13 protein-coding genes are annotated in these 19,239 nt (G+C 41.8%); 3 read left to right on the top strand and 10 right to left on the bottom strand.

Annotated elements, in window-relative coordinates; all coding sequences use genetic code 11:
- Positions 1-242: 242 nt before the first annotated feature.
- The gene (locus RM556_RS00710; RefSeq protein ID WP_311360044.1) at positions 243-896 is read left to right on the top strand and encodes a dUTP diphosphatase; all 654 of its coding nucleotides are present in this window, start codon (positions 243-245) and stop codon (positions 894-896) included.
- 77 nt (positions 897-973) lie between these two features.
- On the opposite strand, the gene RM556_RS00705 is transcribed toward RM556_RS00710, so the two are convergent.
- The 7 genes from RM556_RS00705 to RM556_RS00675 all read right to left on the bottom strand — a co-directional run bounded on the left by RM556_RS00705 (position 974) and on the right by RM556_RS00675 (position 13,555).
- Positions 974-2,113, bottom strand: a complete 1,140-nt coding sequence (locus RM556_RS00705; protein WP_311360043.1) for a topoisomerase IV — start codon at positions 2,111-2,113, stop codon at positions 974-976.
- Positions 2,114-2,123: 10 nt separating this feature from the next.
- Positions 2,124-2,534: a phosphate ABC transporter substrate-binding protein gene (locus tag RM556_RS00700; RefSeq protein WP_311373619.1), complete on the bottom strand. Its 411-nt coding sequence runs from the start codon at positions 2,532-2,534 to the stop codon at positions 2,124-2,126.
- 224 nt (positions 2,535-2,758) lie between these two features.
- Positions 2,759-3,178, bottom strand: coding sequence for a phosphate ABC transporter substrate-binding protein (locus RM556_RS00695; RefSeq protein WP_311360041.1), 420 nt, complete (start codon positions 3,176-3,178; stop codon positions 2,759-2,761).
- Positions 3,179-3,319: 141 nt separating this feature from the next.
- Positions 3,320-4,993 carry an AMP-binding protein gene (locus tag RM556_RS00690; RefSeq protein ID WP_311373618.1) on the bottom strand — a complete coding sequence of 558 codons (1,674 nt, stop codon included), beginning with the start codon at positions 4,991-4,993 and terminating at the stop codon, positions 3,320-3,322.
- Positions 4,994-5,165: 172 nt separating this feature from the next.
- Entirely contained in the window at positions 5,166-9,668 is a 4,503-nt protein-coding gene (locus RM556_RS00685; protein WP_311373617.1) for an EAL domain-containing protein, read from the bottom strand.
- A gap of 342 nt (positions 9,669-10,010) precedes the next feature.
- A complete protein-coding gene (dld, locus tag RM556_RS00680; protein ID WP_311373616.1) occupies positions 10,011-11,855 on the bottom strand; it encodes a D-lactate dehydrogenase in 1,845 nt (614 codons plus the stop codon).
- Entirely contained in the window at positions 11,852-13,555 is a 1,704-nt protein-coding gene (locus tag RM556_RS00675) for an L-lactate permease (protein WP_311373615.1), read from the bottom strand. Before RM556_RS00675 ends, dld begins: the two co-directional genes overlap by 4 nt.
- Before the next feature lie 292 nt (positions 13,556-13,847).
- Between RM556_RS00675 and RM556_RS00670 the strand changes: the two genes are divergently transcribed.
- Positions 13,848-14,753, top strand: coding sequence for a LysR family transcriptional regulator (locus RM556_RS00670; RefSeq protein ID WP_311360036.1), 906 nt, complete (start codon positions 13,848-13,850; stop codon positions 14,751-14,753).
- A gap of 71 nt (positions 14,754-14,824) precedes the next feature.
- Here RM556_RS00670 and RM556_RS00665 read toward each other — a convergent pair whose 3' ends face one another.
- Positions 14,825-15,961, bottom strand: a complete 1,137-nt coding sequence (locus RM556_RS00665; protein WP_311373614.1) for a DcaP family trimeric outer membrane transporter — start codon at positions 15,959-15,961, stop codon at positions 14,825-14,827.
- A gap of 151 nt (positions 15,962-16,112) precedes the next feature.
- The gene (locus RM556_RS00660) at positions 16,113-17,429 is read right to left on the bottom strand and encodes a ribonuclease J (protein WP_311373613.1); all 1,317 of its coding nucleotides are present in this window, start codon (positions 17,427-17,429) and stop codon (positions 16,113-16,115) included.
- Positions 17,430-17,768: 339 nt separating this feature from the next.
- Here RM556_RS00660 and RM556_RS00655 point away from each other — a divergent pair, with 339 nt between their 5' ends.
- Positions 17,769-18,458: a heparan-alpha-glucosaminide N-acetyltransferase gene (locus RM556_RS00655; protein ID WP_311373612.1), complete on the top strand. Its 690-nt coding sequence runs from the start codon at positions 17,769-17,771 to the stop codon at positions 18,456-18,458.
- Here RM556_RS00655 and RM556_RS00650 read toward each other — a convergent pair.
- Entirely contained in the window at positions 18,450-19,211 is a 762-nt protein-coding gene (locus RM556_RS00650; protein WP_311373611.1) for a sugar-binding protein, read from the bottom strand. The two genes, RM556_RS00655 and RM556_RS00650, sit on opposite strands and share 9 nt — an antisense overlap.
- Positions 19,212-19,239 lie beyond the last annotated feature (28 nt).

Raw genomic sequence — 19,239 nt, 5'->3', positions numbered from 1 at the left:
ACACACACACAACACCAATGTGTTTGCAAATTCATTGCCAACTCGCAATTTATATATAAATCATACACTTATGATTTTTTGTTTACTCTACAAGGAGCGGGATGTTTGCTACTTGTGCACTTTAATGCATTTCGCGCACACTTTTGGTGCTGTGATAATCTTCGCATGACGGATAAATCATTAGTGCTTCGCTTTCTAAGTCGATACAATCTCACCAATGTTTTTGAGGAGAAGAATGAGCAATGTTAAGTGAAACCCAATTATCGACCATGTTAGACCTGCAAGATGGTATGAATAAAAAAGTAAACCCACAATGGTTACACGCTGGTTACAGTTACTTGAGAGCAGCAATGATAGAGTCAGTGGAAGCCATTGAGCATCATGGCTGGAAATGGTGGAAAGCACAGCGCCTTGATCTTCCCCAAGTACAAATGGAACTTGTTGATATTTGGCATTTTGCCTTATCCCATATCATCATTCAGCATAATGGCAATATTCAAGCCGCTGCAAATGAGCTTGCGGCATCCTTAAATGACCAACATACCAGCGTGACTTTTGACGGAAAAAACATTGATTTTGCATCCGCAAATTTAGTTGAAAACTTAGAGTTAATGGCTGGACTTTGTGTCGCTAAACGCTTTGACATTGCCCTGTTTATGCATATTGTCAAACAAGCAGAAATGACTTCAGATGATTTGTTCGCTCAATATGTGGGTAAAAATGTGTTGAACTTCTTTAGGCAAGATCATGGTTACAAAGAAGGGACATATATTAAAATATGGGATGGTCGCGAAGATAATGAGCATCTGGTGGAAGTTTTACGCGAAATAGATAGCCAACAAGATAATTATGCAGATTTGTTGTACGCAGGTTTGCAAGGCCGTTATCCGCAATAAAAAAAAATGACTACTCACGCCTGTGGGTAGTCATCTTTATAGATATTAATCGGGAGCGAGTAACGCGCTACACCAAACTAAAAAACATAGTTAACCGCAAACCTAAGTAAGGTTCTGTCGGTATCATCAAGGTCATTAGTGTTGCGAGTAATATCTGCTTTGAGTGCTAAGTTTGTGTCTAAGTCATAGCGAGCGCCAACAGAAACGGTACTTTCCTCAGCGAGTGCTAGTTGCTGAACACCAACAACAATTTGAGTTAACGCAGGTTGAAATGGTGCAGGAGCTGCAGCAACTTCATCTAAAAATTTTGGTGGGTTATTCAAATCAGACTTTTCATAGGTAATAAACGGAGTCCATTTACCTGTTCTAATACCTGCTGTCACATAGTAGTTAAGCTCGTCAGGATAGAATGACTGTTCGATTTCAACGCCAGTAAACTCGGCTGCAACAAACCAATTGAATGTATCGTACTCGATACTCGCACCATAGAAGACACCAGTGTCATCATTTGCATCAAGTGTACTCGCTAAATCAGGTGCAAGCTGCTCGAGTTGCCCTATAGTCGGCGCTAAAGTAGGTATATCAAAAGTTGCTTTACCTGTTGCATAAACACCGCGGAACTTCCAATTGTTATAAGTGAAATCCCCTGTCAATACAACAACATTTTCAACGTTTAGATTTGCGCTGGCGCCACCTAATGTAAATTCATTATCAATCGTACCCGTCGTTGCTTGAAAGGTGTATTCCAAGTCACCTGAGTAGTCAGAATAATCAAGTCTAACGCCTTCAATATTGTTAAAAGGAACATTATAAACTGATTGCGGCGCCGCTACCCAGTGATAGGAGTAACCTACATCCAATGAAGCGGAATACCTAAATAAAGGCATTCTCAATCGACCACCAGAAATGCTGGTTTTGTCGCTAATCTCGTATGTAAGGTATGCCCACTCAAAGTCAGCAGAGAAATCATTACTGCCGCGCGCTACAACCTGACCGGTTGCGGTCGTTCTGCTATTGATGTCACCACTTACTTGAATAGCGAACAAACTCTGTGAACTAAAGTCAAGGCGGTCTTCATACCCATACAAGGTGTCGTCACTGCTCGTAATACCGCCAGTAAGATTTGCGAAGCCGTTAATTCGAACGTCTGCTTGCGCTTGAAAAGTAGCAATCACTGCTGTTGCAACTACTGCTAGTTTACTATTAAATTTTATCATGTTCATGTCCTTACAATTCAACGACTTTAACTGCGTCAGTTACAGATGACTTATTGATGTAACCAATGACACTCGGATTTTTAGATACTAGATCAACGACTTCTGCGTCATTCGCAACTTCTTTTGGTGGTATACCTTTGCCCGTGAAAACAAGCTTCGACCAATAAGCTGAAACTTGGCTTGAGCTTCGACCTAAGACAGCCTCATCGAATTCTTGACGAATCTGGTTGTCGGCAACTTGATTAACCGCAATCGTTTCATTGCCATCTGCAAATTTCTTATCTTTACCTAAGAAGATTCGCTGGACAGTTTTTGAATCAAGTGCATTCCCATTTGCCGGATTAACAACGACGACAAGTTCAGCAAAGGCTGAGTTTGCTGCCAGTAGCAAGGTTGCTGCAAAGAACATTTTTTTCAACATAGTTGACTTTCCTCTATAACAGATTGTGTGTGTTTTATTCGCTAAGTGAGGAAGCACAAAAAAATGGCAAAACTCTACTCTAGCGTTACAGTGCAAGTGCTCATCCATTTTCGACTTTACTATGACTTTTAAGGGCAACGTTTTGATCCTTTGCAGATCGCCCTCTATTTATTGCTATTCAGTTTTCTGGTCGTGCATCCAGGTACTTTTCCTATAGCGGATAATCAATTCAGTTTGATTATCGACACTGTGTCTCCGGCATCAGCGCTATCCAAGTAAGCAATCGCATTTGTATCACTCTCGATAGCAGCGATAATTGCTGCCGTATCATTCAGTTCTGCGGGCGGTACGCCCTTCCCGGTGAAAACCAACTTCGACCAATAGGCCGAGACCTGACTTGAACTTCTACCCAAGACTTGTTCATCAAAATCCGAACGTAGCGGGTGTCCACTAGAAAAGTTGATGGGATTTACAACATTACCGTTGCTAAACTTTTTCTCTTTTCCTAGATAAATGCGTTGTACTGATTTAGCATCGATGTTTGAAGCATTCGCTTTATTTACGATCATGACCAGTTCCGCATTTGCACTCGCAGCAGTCAGAAATAAAATGAACAAAGAGGTAAATACGGTAATTTTCTTCATATGCTCATTCCACTCTATTTGTTTACAGCAAGATTATATCTTTATCACCTTTTGCAATATGTATAAGATTACATACCATATTATAAAATTTACATATAAAAAAAGCGGCTAATGCCGCTTTTAAAATAATAAAAAATGATCTTAATCGTTCCAGACCACACTATCCGTGTAATTCGTCAAAATAACTGACTTGAACTTTTCTTCGATAACGTGCCGTTTTACTTTCAATGTTGGCGTCAACAAATCGTTCTCAATTGACCATTCTTCTATGAACACCACTATACGATCGAGCTTTTGGTGACTTTCAAGACCTGAATTGACATCATCTAGCGTCACTTGAAGGCTCTGCTCAATGACTGTTTTATTGTGTGCACGAGCTTCCTCAGAAAGCACTAACAACGCAATAGGCTGGGGTAAGTTAGTGCCTGTAACACAAACTTGTTCAATAATAGGGTTTTCCATCAGTTTCGCCTCAATTGGCGCCGGCGTTACATACTTCCCTTTTTCGGTTTTAAAGATATCTTTTAAACGCCCTGTTATCTTCACATAACCTTCACTGTCGATAACCCCTTTATCACCTGTTCGGAGGTAACCGTCGTTGGTGAACACGCCAGCGGTTTTTTCAGGCTCTTTATAATATCCAATCATATTACATGGAGAACTAACCTGTATTTCTCCGTCATCAGCGATACGAACATCCACACCATCATAGGCTTTACCAATACAGCCAATCTTATCCGCTCGGAACGGGACGCTGCTAGTGCCATAAGCACTGTTTTCAGTCATCCCCCAACCTTCAGAAATTTCAATGCCAATACTTAAAAACCATTCTATGGTAGCTGGCGCTAAAGGTGCTGAACCCGATGCCCACAAACGCGCAGAACCGAGCCCCATTTCATTACGAATTTTCTTTGCCACTTTTTTGCCAACAAAGGGAATACTTAACAAAAAGCTAAGTTTCTTCTGAGGGATCTTGGCGAGTACGCCCATCTGGAACTTAGTCCATAAACGCGGAACAGAGATAAACAAAGTTGGTTGGCATGCCTTTACATCTCGCGTAAATGTATCTAAAGACTCAACAAAGCGTATTTGCATCGTTGAGTAGTAACTTGCAATTTCTACTAGCACACGCTCAGTGATGTGCGCCAAGGGTAGATAACTAAGTATCCTGTCGTCTTTGGATACTGACAATGCATTTAAGCTATTTCTCGCCGCCCAACAAATAGTTTTGTATGTATGAACAACGCCCTTAGGCTGACCAGTACTCCCAGAAGTATAAATGATGGTCATGATCTCGTTCATGTCAGGCACGGGACTATCAAGCACAGGATCCACGCTCGTGAAGCTCTCCCAAGAAGTCTTAACAGGAATGTTAGGGTAAGGTAGAGCAACCTTTTCAACACTATCTGGAATAGCTGCAACTTGTGCTTCCATGCTGTCTAACTTACCAACAAATATGAGTGGACAATTCGCATGTTCGAGAACGTATTGAATCGTATCTTTTCCCGCCGTCGCGAAAATGGGGACTGAAATATGCCCTGCCATCATAATACCAAGGTCAGCGATCATCCACTCAGCGCAGTTTTTTGATAGGATCGCAATTCGACTGCCTTTTGGATAATTTAGCGCTCTTAAGCCTGCAGCAACTTTCCTTGCAGCTTGGGCTGTTTCCGCCCAAGTATAAGTAACTTCTTGACTACCCTTCGGTTGTGTTAAAAACAAATCGTCAGGGCGTTCTGCTTCCCATTGATAAAGCATAGATAGTGGTGAGGCGACATTATCTTGCGATATCAAGTTAGCATCATCTAAAGGCATATTTATTCCATAATTTACAATATTTTCACATACCTATAATAATGATAGATAAATGAGAATATACAATAGGTTTTTTTCATTGTTATTCTCAGTTTTTTACGATGTTTAAAAAAATAACAGCTAAGTAAACCGATGAATTTATCGCAAAGGCAGGAATGACGCGGTGATGAAATTAATTTGAGGACGCTTCGTCTTGTATGGACTTCGCTTCAGAAAACTGCAAGTTCCAGTCTTTTTGTAACAATTCATAACAGTTTTGGTTATTTACTGGCCTAGAGAAATAATAACCTTGTAAGTAACGACAATGTGTCTTACTGAAATAAGCCACTTGATTAGGTGTTTCTATTCCCTCTGCAACAGTGTCCATTTTCAGCATTTTCGTCATAATCAGTGTCGATTCGATAATCGATTCGGTACCACTATCGACATCTATATCATCAACGAAGGATTTATCGATTTTTAACACATCGATTGGGAAGTCTTTGAGGTATCGTAAACTCGAGTAACCAGTACCAAAATCATCCAAAGAGATTTTGAAGCCTAACTCTCTCATTTCATGCATATAATCGAGTGTATTATTATTATCATCAACTAACAGGCCTTCAGTAATTTCAAAGCGTAAACATGAGGGCGGCAGTTTATGCTCAGCAAGCAGGCTCAAAATCTTTTCAAAATCAGGCCTACTTGAAAAATGTTTTGCAGACAGGTTAATCGCCATATAACCATCAAAGCCCTCAGCATACCAGCTAGCTACGTCCTTCAGGCCGCGCTCTATCGCTTGCATCGTCATATCAACAATCAAACCAATTTGTTCAGCGATAGGAATAAACACACCAGGCGAAATAAACTGATTGTTGGTATTCCAGCGCATCAGCATTTCGAAGCCCGCTGTTTGCTTGGTATTTACATCAATAATCGGCTGATAGTAGTTCTCAAACTCGTTGCGACCGACCGCAACCTTCAGTTTGTTTTGCATTAGCATATCTTGCTGCACACGATCATTCATAGCTGACGTAAAATGTTGGAAACGGTTTTTGCCCGACTCTTTCGCGCTGTACATCGCCACATCGGCATTTCGAAGTAAGCTTTCAGCATCCATCGCATCATCTGGATACATAGCAATACCGGCACTTGCTGATACACTAACCGATTGAGCACCAAGATAAATAGGCTGTTCAATTACTTCCAATATATTACCAATTAGGCGGTTAACATCTGCAATACCATGCACTTCTTCTAAGACAACTACGAACTCATCTCCACCTAAACGAGATACCGCATCGTTTTCTCTGAACTGCTGCTGGATGCGTTTACCAATCTCTACAATCACAATATCACCAGCTTCATGGCCAAAGGTATCGTTGATCGGCTTGAATCTATCAAGATCAATAAATACAACAGCAAGACTAGTGCTATGACGTCGCGCGTATAATATAGATGTTTTGAGGCGTTCAATTAACATCGTGCGGTTTATCAAACCCGTTAACACATCATAATTGGCCAAACGCTGTAAACTTTTTTGCGCCTCTTTCTGCTCAGTGATATCCGTCATTATCACAAGATAATATTCAATTAAACGTTCATCATTCTCGTCGGCAATAGCGTTAACGTCGGTGATTGTCGTAACTGGTTTATCCGACAAACTGAGCTCAATTTCTGACTTCCATCTTTCACCCGGTTTTAGATTGGATAGTTGAGAAATGAAGTGCTGTTTTACGTTCCCCAACTTGTTATAAAGCGTTCGAAATTGTTTAGTAAACTCGGTATTTTCATTGATAGAAAAGGCTTTGCAAAAACTGGGGTTTGCCCCTAATGGCAACTTGTTTTTGTCGAGAATAATTACCCAGTCTCTGGTGTGTTTGAAGGCATCGCCAAATAACTTAAGGCGCTCTTTTGAAGCCATACTTTCCGTTACGTTCGTATAGGTTCCTGTCACAAAAATATCAGCATCGTTACCGCTCGAAATACTCCCTGCGTCTCTAAACCACAAGTACTCACCATTTTTGTGTAACATTCGATATGTATTATCGAACTGCTCGTCTTCGCCTCGTATAAACTGACGCCAAGCTGATAGATATTGCAAGCGATCAACCTCATGAATCAAGCCAAGGTGTTTCTCAAATTCAAGCTGATTGGACTCTTCTGTATAGCCCAAGTCGTTTTTTAATCTAGTGGTTGTCATTAGCTTCGTTTGCGAAGACCATTCCCAGATATCAGAATTACTTGCCTTTAGTGCGCTAGTTAGGCGCTTATTATAGAGCCCAATCTGCTGATTAGCCTTGGCTAACACTTTTTGCGTATGGTTTCTTCTGATAATAAAAATCAATAAGGCTGAGAAGAAAAAGACAACATAAAGCCCAATCGCTAGTGGTGAAAGCAGTGGCGCATAGTTAACCGTGATGAACAGTTTTGCTGATGAATTGGGTGAACTTAATCCCTGTTGCTTGAAAACTTCAAGCACGTGATTTCCAGGAGGCAAGCTAGAAATTTCGACTCTATTCTTAACCGTTCCTGGGAAATTAATCACCTTATCGTTACTGATCAACCGATAGTTGTAACGCTCTGTTTCAACTGCTCGGTAGTTTAAAGACGAGAAACCAATGCTCAAGCCCAAGTCGTCGTGTTCCATTTCTAAGGTCATATCGTTTAATGCTTTAAGCGGCAGATTTAACGGCCCAGAGAAAAGGCTAACGTCGGTTATGACGGGTTCGCTGTGGTCGACAACCTTATTCAAGCTAACTTCAACTGGAGAAAATATCGTTAAGCCTTTAGTTGAACCATAAGCTAGACGACCATCCAATAAAACAGCATGTGCACCACTATTGAACTCAGTTGAAGAAACACCATGAATGTACTGATAAGAAGAAACAAACATGGTATCAGTGTTCAGTTCGTGCAGCCCAGAGTGAGATGAGAACCAAAGATTATCTTGATAATCGAGAGCCAAGTCATACACCAAATTTGTTGGTAAGAAGTTACTTTTATTTAACTCAGCTATTTGCTCGAATGTGTTGCCATCAAGTTGAAACAATCCTCTTCCAGCATATGCTAACCAAAAATTATTCTTTGTGTCTCTAAGCCAATCTGATGGAAGCATCTCCAAGGTAGCCCCCTCTTTGACAATCGAGTGTAGCACTGAGAGCTTCTGGGTTTTGGTATTAAAACCTATTAACCTACCAGCGTCAGAAAGCAATAAGTTGGATGTTCTTATGTCAAACCCAATAATACTGCGAAGGTTATTATGATTAAAACCCGGCTCGTCGATTATGAAGGTTTCACTCGATTTGTCTTTTAGATTAAATTTAACTAGCTCAGCATCATGCAGAGACCAAACAATATTTTCGTCCTCCTTGACAATAGACCATGAGTAGCCCTTAAACAAAGCCTGAGTCTCGCTTCCCTCCTCGCCGAAAAAACCAACAGAGTTGTCGCGAGTATTAAATGTTCTCAACCCGTCTCCGGTTGCCAACCACAATTCGTCTTCACTCACACTGATAATTTGACCTATGGACGATTCCGTATAGGTTGGTTCAACTACTTGAGATGTCATAAACTGTTGGATGTTTCCAGTGGACAAATCAACCTTATTTAAACCATTTTCAGTGCCTACCCACAATTCTCCATCTTGATGTTGATGCAGACCCCAGACAATATTGTTGCTTAACTTTTGGCTGTCGGGTGTGGTAGTAAAATTTGTAATTTCCAAGAAATCAGTGCTCGTAGGTGACCAAAACATTGCACCATTAAACTTTGTTCCAAACCAGATATTACCCTGCCGATCATGCTCTATTGTATAAATCCGTTTGAAGGATACTTCTTCGAGATCCTGTTTGGGTTGCAAGAGCAAAGTAAAGTGAGTGTTTTCAATGTCTGATTGATATAAACCTTTGTCCGTGCCGACGTAAACCGTGTCTTCATCCACGTTCTCTATAGACCAAATATTGTTTGTTCTATCGATAACACTTACGTTTGGCATAAGCGAGTCATTTAAAACATGTTGCTTTAATGCTGAAAGTGACGTTCGATATAAACCTTCGACTGTCCCAATCCAAAGGTTGCCATTGCTAAAAAGCCTAAGTTTTTTGACGTCATTGTTATTGACCGTTTTGGATAAACCATCAACGGAGCTGATAAAATCTATTTGTCGGACTTCTTGATTCTGCAAATTTTTAGAATACAGGCCCCGGTTTGTTCCAACTAACAGAATATCACCGGACTTAAGCGCCACTCTGATATCCTGCGTGTCGTTTATCTGAGCTTCCGTTAGCTCAAATAGTATTTCGGTTTGCTCACTTTCATAACTATATCGAATCACTTGTTGATTCGCGGCTATAATGATATTCCCTTCATCATCCTCGACAATAGATTCTACATACTGATGCCAGTTTTCGTCATTCAGATATTTTCCAGCAAACACTTGCTCAGTTTTACGTGTCGCCAAATCAAATTTATAGACGCCACTTAATCCGGTGGATATCCAAATCTTATCGCGACTATCCTCAAATAAAACATATATTGGGTTACTAATAAACTCACGGTTTTCACCCTCAATACTAATAACATTGTGGCCATCGTAACGATTGAGACCTTCCTCAGTCCCAACATATAAAAAACCAGTTTTGTCTATTAAGAGGTCATATACAGTGTTCTGATTTAAACCATCAGAAGTGTCCAAATGCAATAACCGAGGAGATTCATGAAGTGGCGTTGAAGCACTTAATTTAGCGATAATTGCAAAAAAAAGGCAAAAAGAAAAGAGCACATATCGTGTGAATTCGAACAAAACCGTTTGAGGCTTAAAATTGTAGTGTCGAGCAAACAGTGTCGTCATAAAAGTCCGAAGGCTAAAAATACATCTGCTTCTTTATGATAGAAGTTAGAGTCCTGACTTATATTGCTTATAACTTAGCCAGAATCGAAATTTACCTCACACAGACTCATTTGTCACGACTCAAGTTATACTTTCATCGACGTTTTGATACCTTTTATCGATTCCATCATTTATTAAGTTTATGACTTAATGACAACAAGAACAGTTTCGTTTTGTTTTTTCCATTTTACCAATTCCTGGATTGAACGTATTGGTCGGATCCAGTTCTTGATAAAACTGCCTTAAATCTGGCTCCGCTTCATACAAATGACCCACGTTGTGCTCTGCTGGATATTTCGCACCGCGCTGGTTCAAGAGATTAAGCATCGCCTTTTTCACGGCGCTCGGGTCGCTTCCTTTCTTCAAGATGTAATCTTGATGAAACACGTAGCAAAAGAAGTGGCCGTAGTACAGTTTTTTATCAATAGACTGCTCTATGTCAGGCGGCAGTTTTTCAAGCCAATCTAATTGATTTCTTGGTATCGCGATGTCCAACGCCAATATGTCTCCAACGCTTTTCTCTCGCATCGTTTGATAACGAATGGCGGCGCCTGCCGCAGCAAATCGATGCAAATAGGCGCGTTGGGCTTCATCTTTGTCGCAAATAAAGAAGTCCCCAGTAGGAGATTCTTTGAAAAACGTGTTCAAGAACACTTCTGCTTCATGTATCCCTTGATTGCTCATCTTCAATATCAAGTGGTGTTCATACTTTTCGCGATAAGCGAGTAAGCGCTTTGGCAAATGAGATGGAAATAAATAACTCATTAACTGTAGACACTTGTCAGTAATAGCATTAGGAAGCCATGAAATTTTATTCAGCACAGCATCTATACGTCCTTTGATTGAAAACAATTTGGGGAGTTGGTCTGTACCTAAATGCAAAACACTTAGAAACGTATCTTTGCCGTACTTCTTAGAAACATCGAATATATCTCGATGCATATATTCGCCAACTTCAGGAATATTTTCCATGGTTCTCAGCATTTGACGACGCAGTTCAGCAAGTTCACGTTCGCTATTGGTACCTATGTAGAAAGTCTGTTCTTGCTCTGCAACTGGATAGGTGTCTAGTCTTACCGCAAATACTGCAAGCTTGCCAGCACAACCACTCGCTTCATAGAGGCGACGATGATCAGCATTAAATCGGCTTGGCGTGTCAGCCTCAACATCTCTAATTCTTTCAACATACTCACGGTCAGACGCCAACTTACTTGTTTTAGGTATATCGTCCTGACTAAATTGTCCATTTTGTAGGTTATTCAAAATACTTTCTGGAGAATCACCTAAGTCGATACCCAAATGATTAACCAAACACAGTTCGCCGTGCTCGTTTATTTGTGCGTAAATGGATAATTCAGTGTACGCTGGACCCCTTTTTACTAGGGCACCACCTGAATTATTAGCCACGCCTCCTACAATTGATGCGCCTAAACATGACGAACCGATAACGGAATGAGGAGCCCGACCTACTTCGCCCAATTGCTTTTCCAGTTGATGCAAAGTCGCGCCTGGCAAACTAACAACCTGCTCTCCACGGTTCAGCAAGTATAAATTATCCATTGCCAAGGTATTAACCACAATCACGGGGCGATCATACTGATTACCGCTTGGCGTGGAACCTTCTGTTAAACCTGTATTTGCGGCTTGCATGACGATAATAGCATTGGTTGACACACACACTTTCAAGACCTGCCAGAGTGCAACTAGGGTCTGAGGAAATACGACCGCAGTCGCACTGCCTCCTCCTGAACGCCATCCTACGCGATAGTGCTCATTCTTCTTTGGGTCTGCCTGAATAAACTGTGGATCGAGAATGGTGTTCAATTGCGCTAAAACATCATCATCACTGCACGCCAGAACCTCTCGATTATTGACACCCGCGTAATAAACATCAGCATCGACCTGAAGCGCTTCGGCTTGATGATGTGCGTGTTCATTGTTGTTCAGTATACTATCGTCGTGCCCTGAATCTGTTGGTTCTCGTCCGCTCATACTAATGGTCCTGTAAACCCAATGACATAAATGGCTAACATAGCAATGATGCCAGTGAAGACAACATAATACAGTGTCGGTAAAATTGTTTTTCTTAAAGTCGCGCCTTCCTGCCCTAGCAGTCCCACTGTCGCTGAAGCTGCAACCACATTGTGAATCGCAATCATATTCCCTGCAGCAGCACCCACAGCTTGCGCTGCAATTAGAATCGTTGGTGAAATCTGCAAATTCATGGCCGCTTCAAACTGAAATTGACTAAACATCATATTTGACACAGTATTTGAACCGGCGATAAAAGCACCTAAGGCCCCTATTGTCGCACTTATCATTGGGAAAGCACTACCAAAAACATTCGCGAACAATTCAGCACTGGCGACTGGCATACTCATGAGTTCAGAAAGATTAACACCTGAGTTAATAAATATTCTGACCATTGGGATAGTAAATATCAATACAAAGCCGGCTCCAAGGATGGTTTTGCTAGAATCTTTAAATGCTGCGCTAAGTGCGCCTCCGGGTTTATTGGACTGTATTAACGCGGCAAAAATAGCACTAATCAATAACAAACCACCTGGCAAATAAAGTGGGCTAAAGCCAGCATTTATACCGGTTTCACCAAGTATAGAAGAGAAGCTCAATGTCACATCTGTCAATACCGCTTTGAACTCAACAAACACGCGTGAACACACTAACAGTAATGCCACGAGAAGATATGGCATCCATGCCACCACTGGTGAGATCTTTTTGCCGACGGTTTCTAATTCTTTTTTCACATCATCAATCACTAGCTTGCCCAACCATGCCGCCGGCCACTCTGCTTTTGGCGCAAAATCCCAATGCGTTTTAGGCATTAAAAAGCCTTGCTTGGCAGCCGTAACAACAACCGCCATGCTAACTAAGCCCCCCATCAATGAGGGAAACTCAGGACCAAGAAAAACCCCTGTTAACGCATACGGGATTGTAAAGGCTAAGCCTGCAAAAATAGCAAATGGTAGAACGCGCAAACCTTCGGTCCAACTTTTATTTTTGCCAAAGAATCGAGTCAACATCATCACCATAAACAAAGGCATAAATGTACCCACGATGGCGTGAATAATAGCAACCTGACTTGTGATCAGTTGAATAAATGCATCCCACTGCATCCCTTCCTGCAAAAGCTGTGCGGTGATTGTTGTAGAATCGAGGCCTTTGTTAACACCAATCACAACAGGGGTGCCCACGGCACCAAATGACACTGGCGTACTTTGAATCATCATGCCCATTAATACAGCTGCTAAAGCTGGAAAGCCAATTGCAACCAACAAAGGCGCGGCAATGGCAGCAGGTGTACCAAAACCAGATGCGCCCTCGATGAATGTACCAAAACACCATGCGATAATGATTGCTTGTACTCGACGGTCTGGAGAAACATTGGTGAAACCAGCGCGGATAACGGCAATCGCACCAGTGTGTTTCAAAGTGTTGAGTAAAAATATTGCGCCAAATACAATCCACAGTACAGAAATCGTGATAATTAAACCCTGGATAACAGAAGATGACACTCTATTGAAGGTCATGTCCCAAACAAAAATAGCAATAACAGCGGTTACGGCAAGTACCACTGGCATTGCTTTTTTTGCTGACCATTGCAAACCAATAAGTAGTATTCCTGCAAGTACGATTGGCAAGAGAGCCAGCAATCCATAAGTAGTTTCGTTCACGTGTTTGTCCTCTTTTTATGTATCAAATTGTCTGCGGCTCTTTGGTCTTGCATTGGGCAATTATTAAAAAATTGTTAAGAGAATGCAGAATGGAAAGAACTCTACTCCTTGTTAATCAATTGATATATTATGCATAAAGACAATGTTATTTTCCTTTTTTGACATAATCACTGAATAATAGTGATTAATATCGATAAAGGCCCTGCGAGTGCTGATTCTCGCCGTTAACGTCCAAACCTATCTAGTTTGACGACCTGAAATCAGACATTAGTCGCATAAATGGAGCACGCGAATGGTAAAAGCCGATGATATAGTTCTTTTCGTCCAAGTCGTGGACGAAGGCTCGTTTTCAAAAGTAGCTGAAAAACTGTCTTTAACAAACTCAGTTGTTAGTAAGCGTATTGGCCGTTTAGAAGCCAGCCTCAACGTGCAACTACTATATCGTACTACTCGTAAACTCAATCTCACTGATGCTGGTCGAACGCTGTATGGGAAGGCTCGACTGGCGAAACTAGCTATGCAAGACGCTGAAAACGCAGTCACGGGCTATGCGGATGAAATGCGAGGCAATATTCGAATTACCATGCCTGTTGTTTCTGCAAATCTGATCCTTAGTGCAGCGGTCGCTGATTTTTGTAAACAGTACCCAAAAATTACGGTAGAGCTTCAAATCAATAATCGCTTTGTTGACCTTATTGGTGAAGGCTATGATCTTGCCATTCGCACTGCATACCTTGAAGACAGTTCGCTGATAGCTCGACGCTTAATAGATAGCCAATGGGTTATTTGCGCATCTCCTGCATACTTGACGGCAAACGGCACCCCAAGTGAGCCTAGCGACTTAGATAAGCACGAGTGTTTAATTTATAAATTTGAGAGCGCTGGTACTGATATTTGGCCAGTAAAGATTGAAGGCGAAGACCGTCAGATTCAAGTAAAAGGCCGCTTTCATACTAACAATTTAAATGCGATTCGAAATGCCGCTTTGTGTGATCTCGGTATTGCCTTTTTGCCAAAAGCATTGGTGCACGAGGAGTTAGAAGATAAACATCTAGTAGAGGTATTATCAAGTTATGCCGGTAAGCGAATGGGAATGTATGCTGTTTATCCAAAGTCTCGCCAGCCAGATCAGAAACTAAAATTATTGGTAGCGCACCTCAGGGATGCGCTACACAATAAAGAAGAATACTACTGCTAAACCTTACACATTATCATTTAGTTGACTGTTGATGCGAAAAACAGTCAACCAACAGCAGTACTCATTGCACTTTAGAAGTTAAACTTCAAAGAAAATTGCGCATACACTGAAGAAATCGCATCTAGATTACTATCATCAATGGCATACTCCCCAAACTCTACACCTGCGTTCATTTGTTCGGTCACATCAGTAATTAGATTGATGCCCCAGTGTGACCTCTCTCGCTCTAATACATCGGTTTGAGCGGCACCATAAAATACAGTAGATCGCCATGAGTCACTCCAAAAATGTCGATATGCCACAGTAAATGCAGTGGTTTCTTCCACTACAACCTCTTCGGCAGGTGTAGTGACAATATCGGGCGTTAGTGCTGCTGCAACGTAACGACCGGGCTCACCAACACTCACTTGGAAACGAAAATCATCTTTGCCACCTGTTTTTATACGTCCAGAAAAGTTTGCAGCTAATGCGGTCTCGTCGATGCCTCCTTGGTCTACTTTTCTAAGTAAGGTTCCAAACGACAATTGTCCCCAATCTGCTTTGTGATTGTAGCGAACAACCAAATCTGGAATAGATTCATCTCTATCGATCTGAGTGCCTGTCCCACCTACAGCGCTAGCTGGAGTGCCATTATCGCCATCACCATTTGTTTCTGGGTTTTCAATCGCAAACTGCCAATTACCGCTGGTATAACGTACTTGAGTTTGACGGATAAATACTTCACCTACGTGCGGCCCTCCGAAATCTAGGCTTTCTGGCAACGCGGCCAAGGGCATAAATGTGGACCAGTTCTGACCAACCATCCAATTTTTGTATGTAATGTAGAAATGACGTAATCGTTCATTCGAACTATTGCTGACGACCTCGTTTCCGCCGCCACCGTAGAAATCCCACTCAATAAAACCACTCACTTCACCGTGAGTTATTTTAAAGTTAACTCGAGATTCACGAACATTGAATCCTGTGTGAGAGGTTTCAATCGGCTCTCCCCCAGGAAAATTGGCAACCCAATAGTCTTGATAAGCGATATCGCCATTGACGTGACGAATGTCTGCTTTGGCATAACCTCCCAGTACGACTTTGGTATTACCCTTGTCTGTTTCCACATATAACAGTTCAATTCCGGCCATGCTTGATGGTGCGAAAGTGAGAGACGAAATGCCGGCAATGACTGCTAACGCGGCGGGTTGCTTAACTATTGATTTCATGAATCAGTCCTTGGGTTGTTATCACGTGTGCGTGATCCCAATCTAGGAGCTTATTCATGCAAGAAAAACCAAGTTAAAGGGAATGTGTTTTTCCATAAACGACATAATCCCTCCCTTATTTCGTCAAAATAAATAACCTTGTTGGTTTAGATTACTGTTCCGCTTTTGGAAGGCCCGTTATGTCAATTCGTCCTGTGTTAACTGCCTTTCGAATTAAAGCTACGCTTGGGGCTAGCTGAAAGACATCGCCATTTTGCCCTACTAACTGCTGTTTAATGCCCGCCTCGGCCGCAACCTTTGCATTGGCTTGCATGTGCTCCGCTTCACCATGTACCGGAATCGCGATTTTGGGCGATACCCACCCATACATATCACTTAAATCTGATTGACAGGGATGCCCTGAAGCGTGGATCACCTGCTCACTGTTTTCAGAGTTAATCACCTCTACGCCTTTTTCACGCAGTCCTGAAACCATCTTTTCAATGGGCTTCTCGTTACCTGGGATAGTGATGGCACTAAAAATGACAGTGTCACCACTTTCAAGCTCACAATCTCTATGCGTTCCTGCAGCCAGTTTTCCTAAAGCCGCACGGGGTTCGCCTTGGCTGCCGGTTGCGACAATCAGTACTTCATGTTTAGGTAAAAAGCCGATGTGTCTACGATGGGCAATTTTCAGCTCATCTGGCCAATATCCGGTTGCTCTCGCAATGCTATACATGTTCTCTAATGACCGACCAAGTAGGGTCATATAACGTCCCGTTTTCGCTGCAACTCTAGCGAGGCTAATTAATCTCGCCACATTGCTGCCAAAGCAAGTCACCACAATTCGATTTGATTGCTTCTGAAATGTCCTCAATAAACCAAGCTCACAATCTCCTTCGGAAACCGAGTATCCTTCTCTGAGTGCATTTGTTGAATCACACACCATCGCACTTGGCTTGATGCTTTTAAGTGCTTTGTACAAAGCGGGTTGGAAGGGCTCATCAGTAATTGGATTGAAGTCAATTTTCCAGTCTGCTGTATGGAAAACAGAAGCAACAGGTGTTTGAATAAATAAGGCCTGTGCATCAGGAAGTGAGTGCGTAATGGGTAACCAAGTGACCGAGAATGGACCAATATCAAGAACCTGTCCCGGTTCTACAACAACAATGGTGACTAGGCCTGATATTGCGGTGTAATAAAGCTTTCTTCTGAGCACTTCCGCCGTGAATGCAGTGGTATAAATTGGACACTTAAAGCGTTCCCAAAGCGCGGGTAAGGCACCAACGTGGTCCTCATGTGCGTGCGTGATAATAATACCGCTTAAACTTTCTTGCCGATTTTCTATAAAGGTAGGATCAGCGGCAACGACATCATATGTTTTGGCACTTTCGTCCTTGTCGTCATTTGGGTTTAAAGGGGCTTTAAATGTTGCGCCACAATCTACCATTAGCCAACTATCGCTGTGTCCATAAAGATTCATATTCATGCCTATCTCCCCCGTTCCACCCAGAGGTACGAACAAAAAATCCTTATGGCTGGGCCTTACTGTTTGATAGTTACGAATACACCTTCTCCCATGCTAATTCTTTCATTGCAGTTTGATGTTATTACAAAAGTTTAATGTAAAAACAGCCAAAGTAAGCAAACCGATCATTTTTTTTGACAGTAATTAGATACTTGTGTTCCCGCCTCTGTGTGATTGGGTACTAGAGGGCCTTTAGCCGAGCGAAATGCTCGGCTTTTTTATGCCATTTGAATTGCCAAACAAAAGAGCTTACCCTACTCCGTGTTGGTCTTTGCTATTCTATTCACTTGGAGTTACTTTTTGTTTTCACAACGGATCTTCACCCTCGACTTACTGCGCACTTTTGCCATCGTATTGATGGTTATTTTTCATTTTATCTATGATTTGAAATTTTTCGGCTATGTCGATTGGAATACACCCGACGGTGAAGGATGGAGAAGTTTTAGACACGTGATCCTGATCTCATTTTTTTTGTGCCTAGGAGCGTCATTGCATTTGTCTCATGGCACTAGGATCCGTTGGAGAAAGTTCTCTATTCGTTTGTTGCAAATTGCGCTCAGTGCCTTGGCAATTACTATCATGTCGCTGATTATGTTTCCCAAGAACTATATCTATTTTGGCGTATTACACTTCATTGCTGTCGCCAGTATTATTTGTATTGGCTTTGCATCACAACCCAAGCTTAGCATTGGACTGGCAATTATCATCATCACTTTATATCAACTGAATATCGTGTCTGGCCTATGGCCATTTACTACCATTAGACCTTATTTACCGTCTTACTCAAATGACTATGTAGGTATTTTCCCTTGGTTAGGTGTTGTATTTCTTGGTATCGGGCTTGGTGCAACGAACTGGTTTAAGAACGATCCTTTACGTCGCTTTCAGAAACACCCATACTTAGCTTTGCCAGGCCAGCATAGTCTAGTGATATATTTAGTTCACCAGCCCTTGTTCTTTGCCTTGTTTGGTTTACTCACGCTATTGTAAGACCATTTTTTCAAAAACATCAGCGGTTTTATAGCCTAGGTTTTTGTCACCATTGACGGCTTGAATGGGGTAAGAGCCAATAAAATGCTCACGCGTTCCCTGGCCATCAGCATCACAATAAGCAAGCATAAATCCGATTTTTTTATCTTTTTTCAAGGCAACCGGCTTTTGTTTTTTACCTGGTAAGAAAGAATCGTCATAAACTGAAATTTTCAGTTCCCAAGTAATTATGTGTGTTTCTGGAGACCGCAGCCACTGACTTTGAATATGATCGTTGTAAGTTTGGATACTTGACTCAGATGAGCTAGCACTTGGTCCCATATCACTGACATTACGATCAAGCCCCACGTGATATGCAAACGCGTTGTAATTAAATTGGTGATCGCCACCTGATGCATCTTCATCAATAAATACTTCGACGCAATCATCATCCCAATAATTAACTAATGGATCTGGGTGAGTATCTGCAAGCACATCATCTTGTACTTCGAACAACATATACAAGGCACTCTTATCCCACAGTAGCTTATAACGCCCCGTAAAATCTTGTTCACTGAGGTTTTCACCAATCAGGAGCTGGTCCACTGAGCGCCATTTTGCATTTTGCCATGCTTGCTCAGTTGCTAGCGCATCGATCGTGATAGCGCCAGTCGCCTTCGGTAACGTTGTTGGAGGCGCCTCCGTCGCACTAACTGAAGCCGTAACTAATAGTAAAGTAGTTATGCAAATTAACATTGAGTCATTTTTTTTCATTAAAGTACTTCCTCATCATTGATATCCT

Source organism: Alteromonas sp. W364 (genome assembly GCF_031846205.1).
In the GTDB taxonomy this organism is placed as follows: domain Bacteria; phylum Pseudomonadota; class Gammaproteobacteria; order Enterobacterales; family Alteromonadaceae; genus Glaciecola; species Glaciecola blandensis.
The sequence above is the reverse complement of the archived record's forward strand: the minus strand, read 5'-3'. Positions and strand labels throughout refer to the sequence as shown.

Coding starts and splice junctions, on each gene's coding strand:
- RM556_RS00710 (WP_311360044.1), top strand. CDS start 243: ATGTTAAGTGAAACCCAATTATCGACCATGTTAGACCTGCAAGATGGT.
- RM556_RS00705 (WP_311360043.1), bottom strand. CDS start 2,113: ATGATAAAATTTAATAGTAAACTAGCAGTAGTTGCAACAGCAGTGATT.
- RM556_RS00700 (WP_311373619.1), bottom strand. CDS start 2,534: ATGTTGAAAAAAATGTTCTTTGCAGCAACCTTGCTACTGGCAGCAAAC.
- RM556_RS00695 (WP_311360041.1), bottom strand. CDS start 3,178: ATGAAGAAAATTACCGTATTTACCTCTTTGTTCATTTTATTTCTGACT.
- RM556_RS00690 (WP_311373618.1), bottom strand. CDS start 4,993: ATGCCTTTAGATGATGCTAACTTGATATCGCAAGATAATGTCGCCTCA.
- dld (WP_311373616.1), bottom strand. CDS start 11,855: ATGAGCGGACGAGAACCAACAGATTCAGGGCACGACGATAGTATACTG.
- RM556_RS00670 (WP_311360036.1), top strand. CDS start 13,848: ATGGTAAAAGCCGATGATATAGTTCTTTTCGTCCAAGTCGTGGACGAA.
- RM556_RS00665 (WP_311373614.1), bottom strand. CDS start 15,961: ATGAAATCAATAGTTAAGCAACCCGCCGCGTTAGCAGTCATTGCCGGC.
- RM556_RS00660 (WP_311373613.1), bottom strand. CDS start 17,429: ATGAATATGAATCTTTATGGACACAGCGATAGTTGGCTAATGGTAGAT.
- RM556_RS00650 (WP_311373611.1), bottom strand. CDS start 19,211: ATGAAAAAAAATGACTCAATGTTAATTTGCATAACTACTTTACTATTA.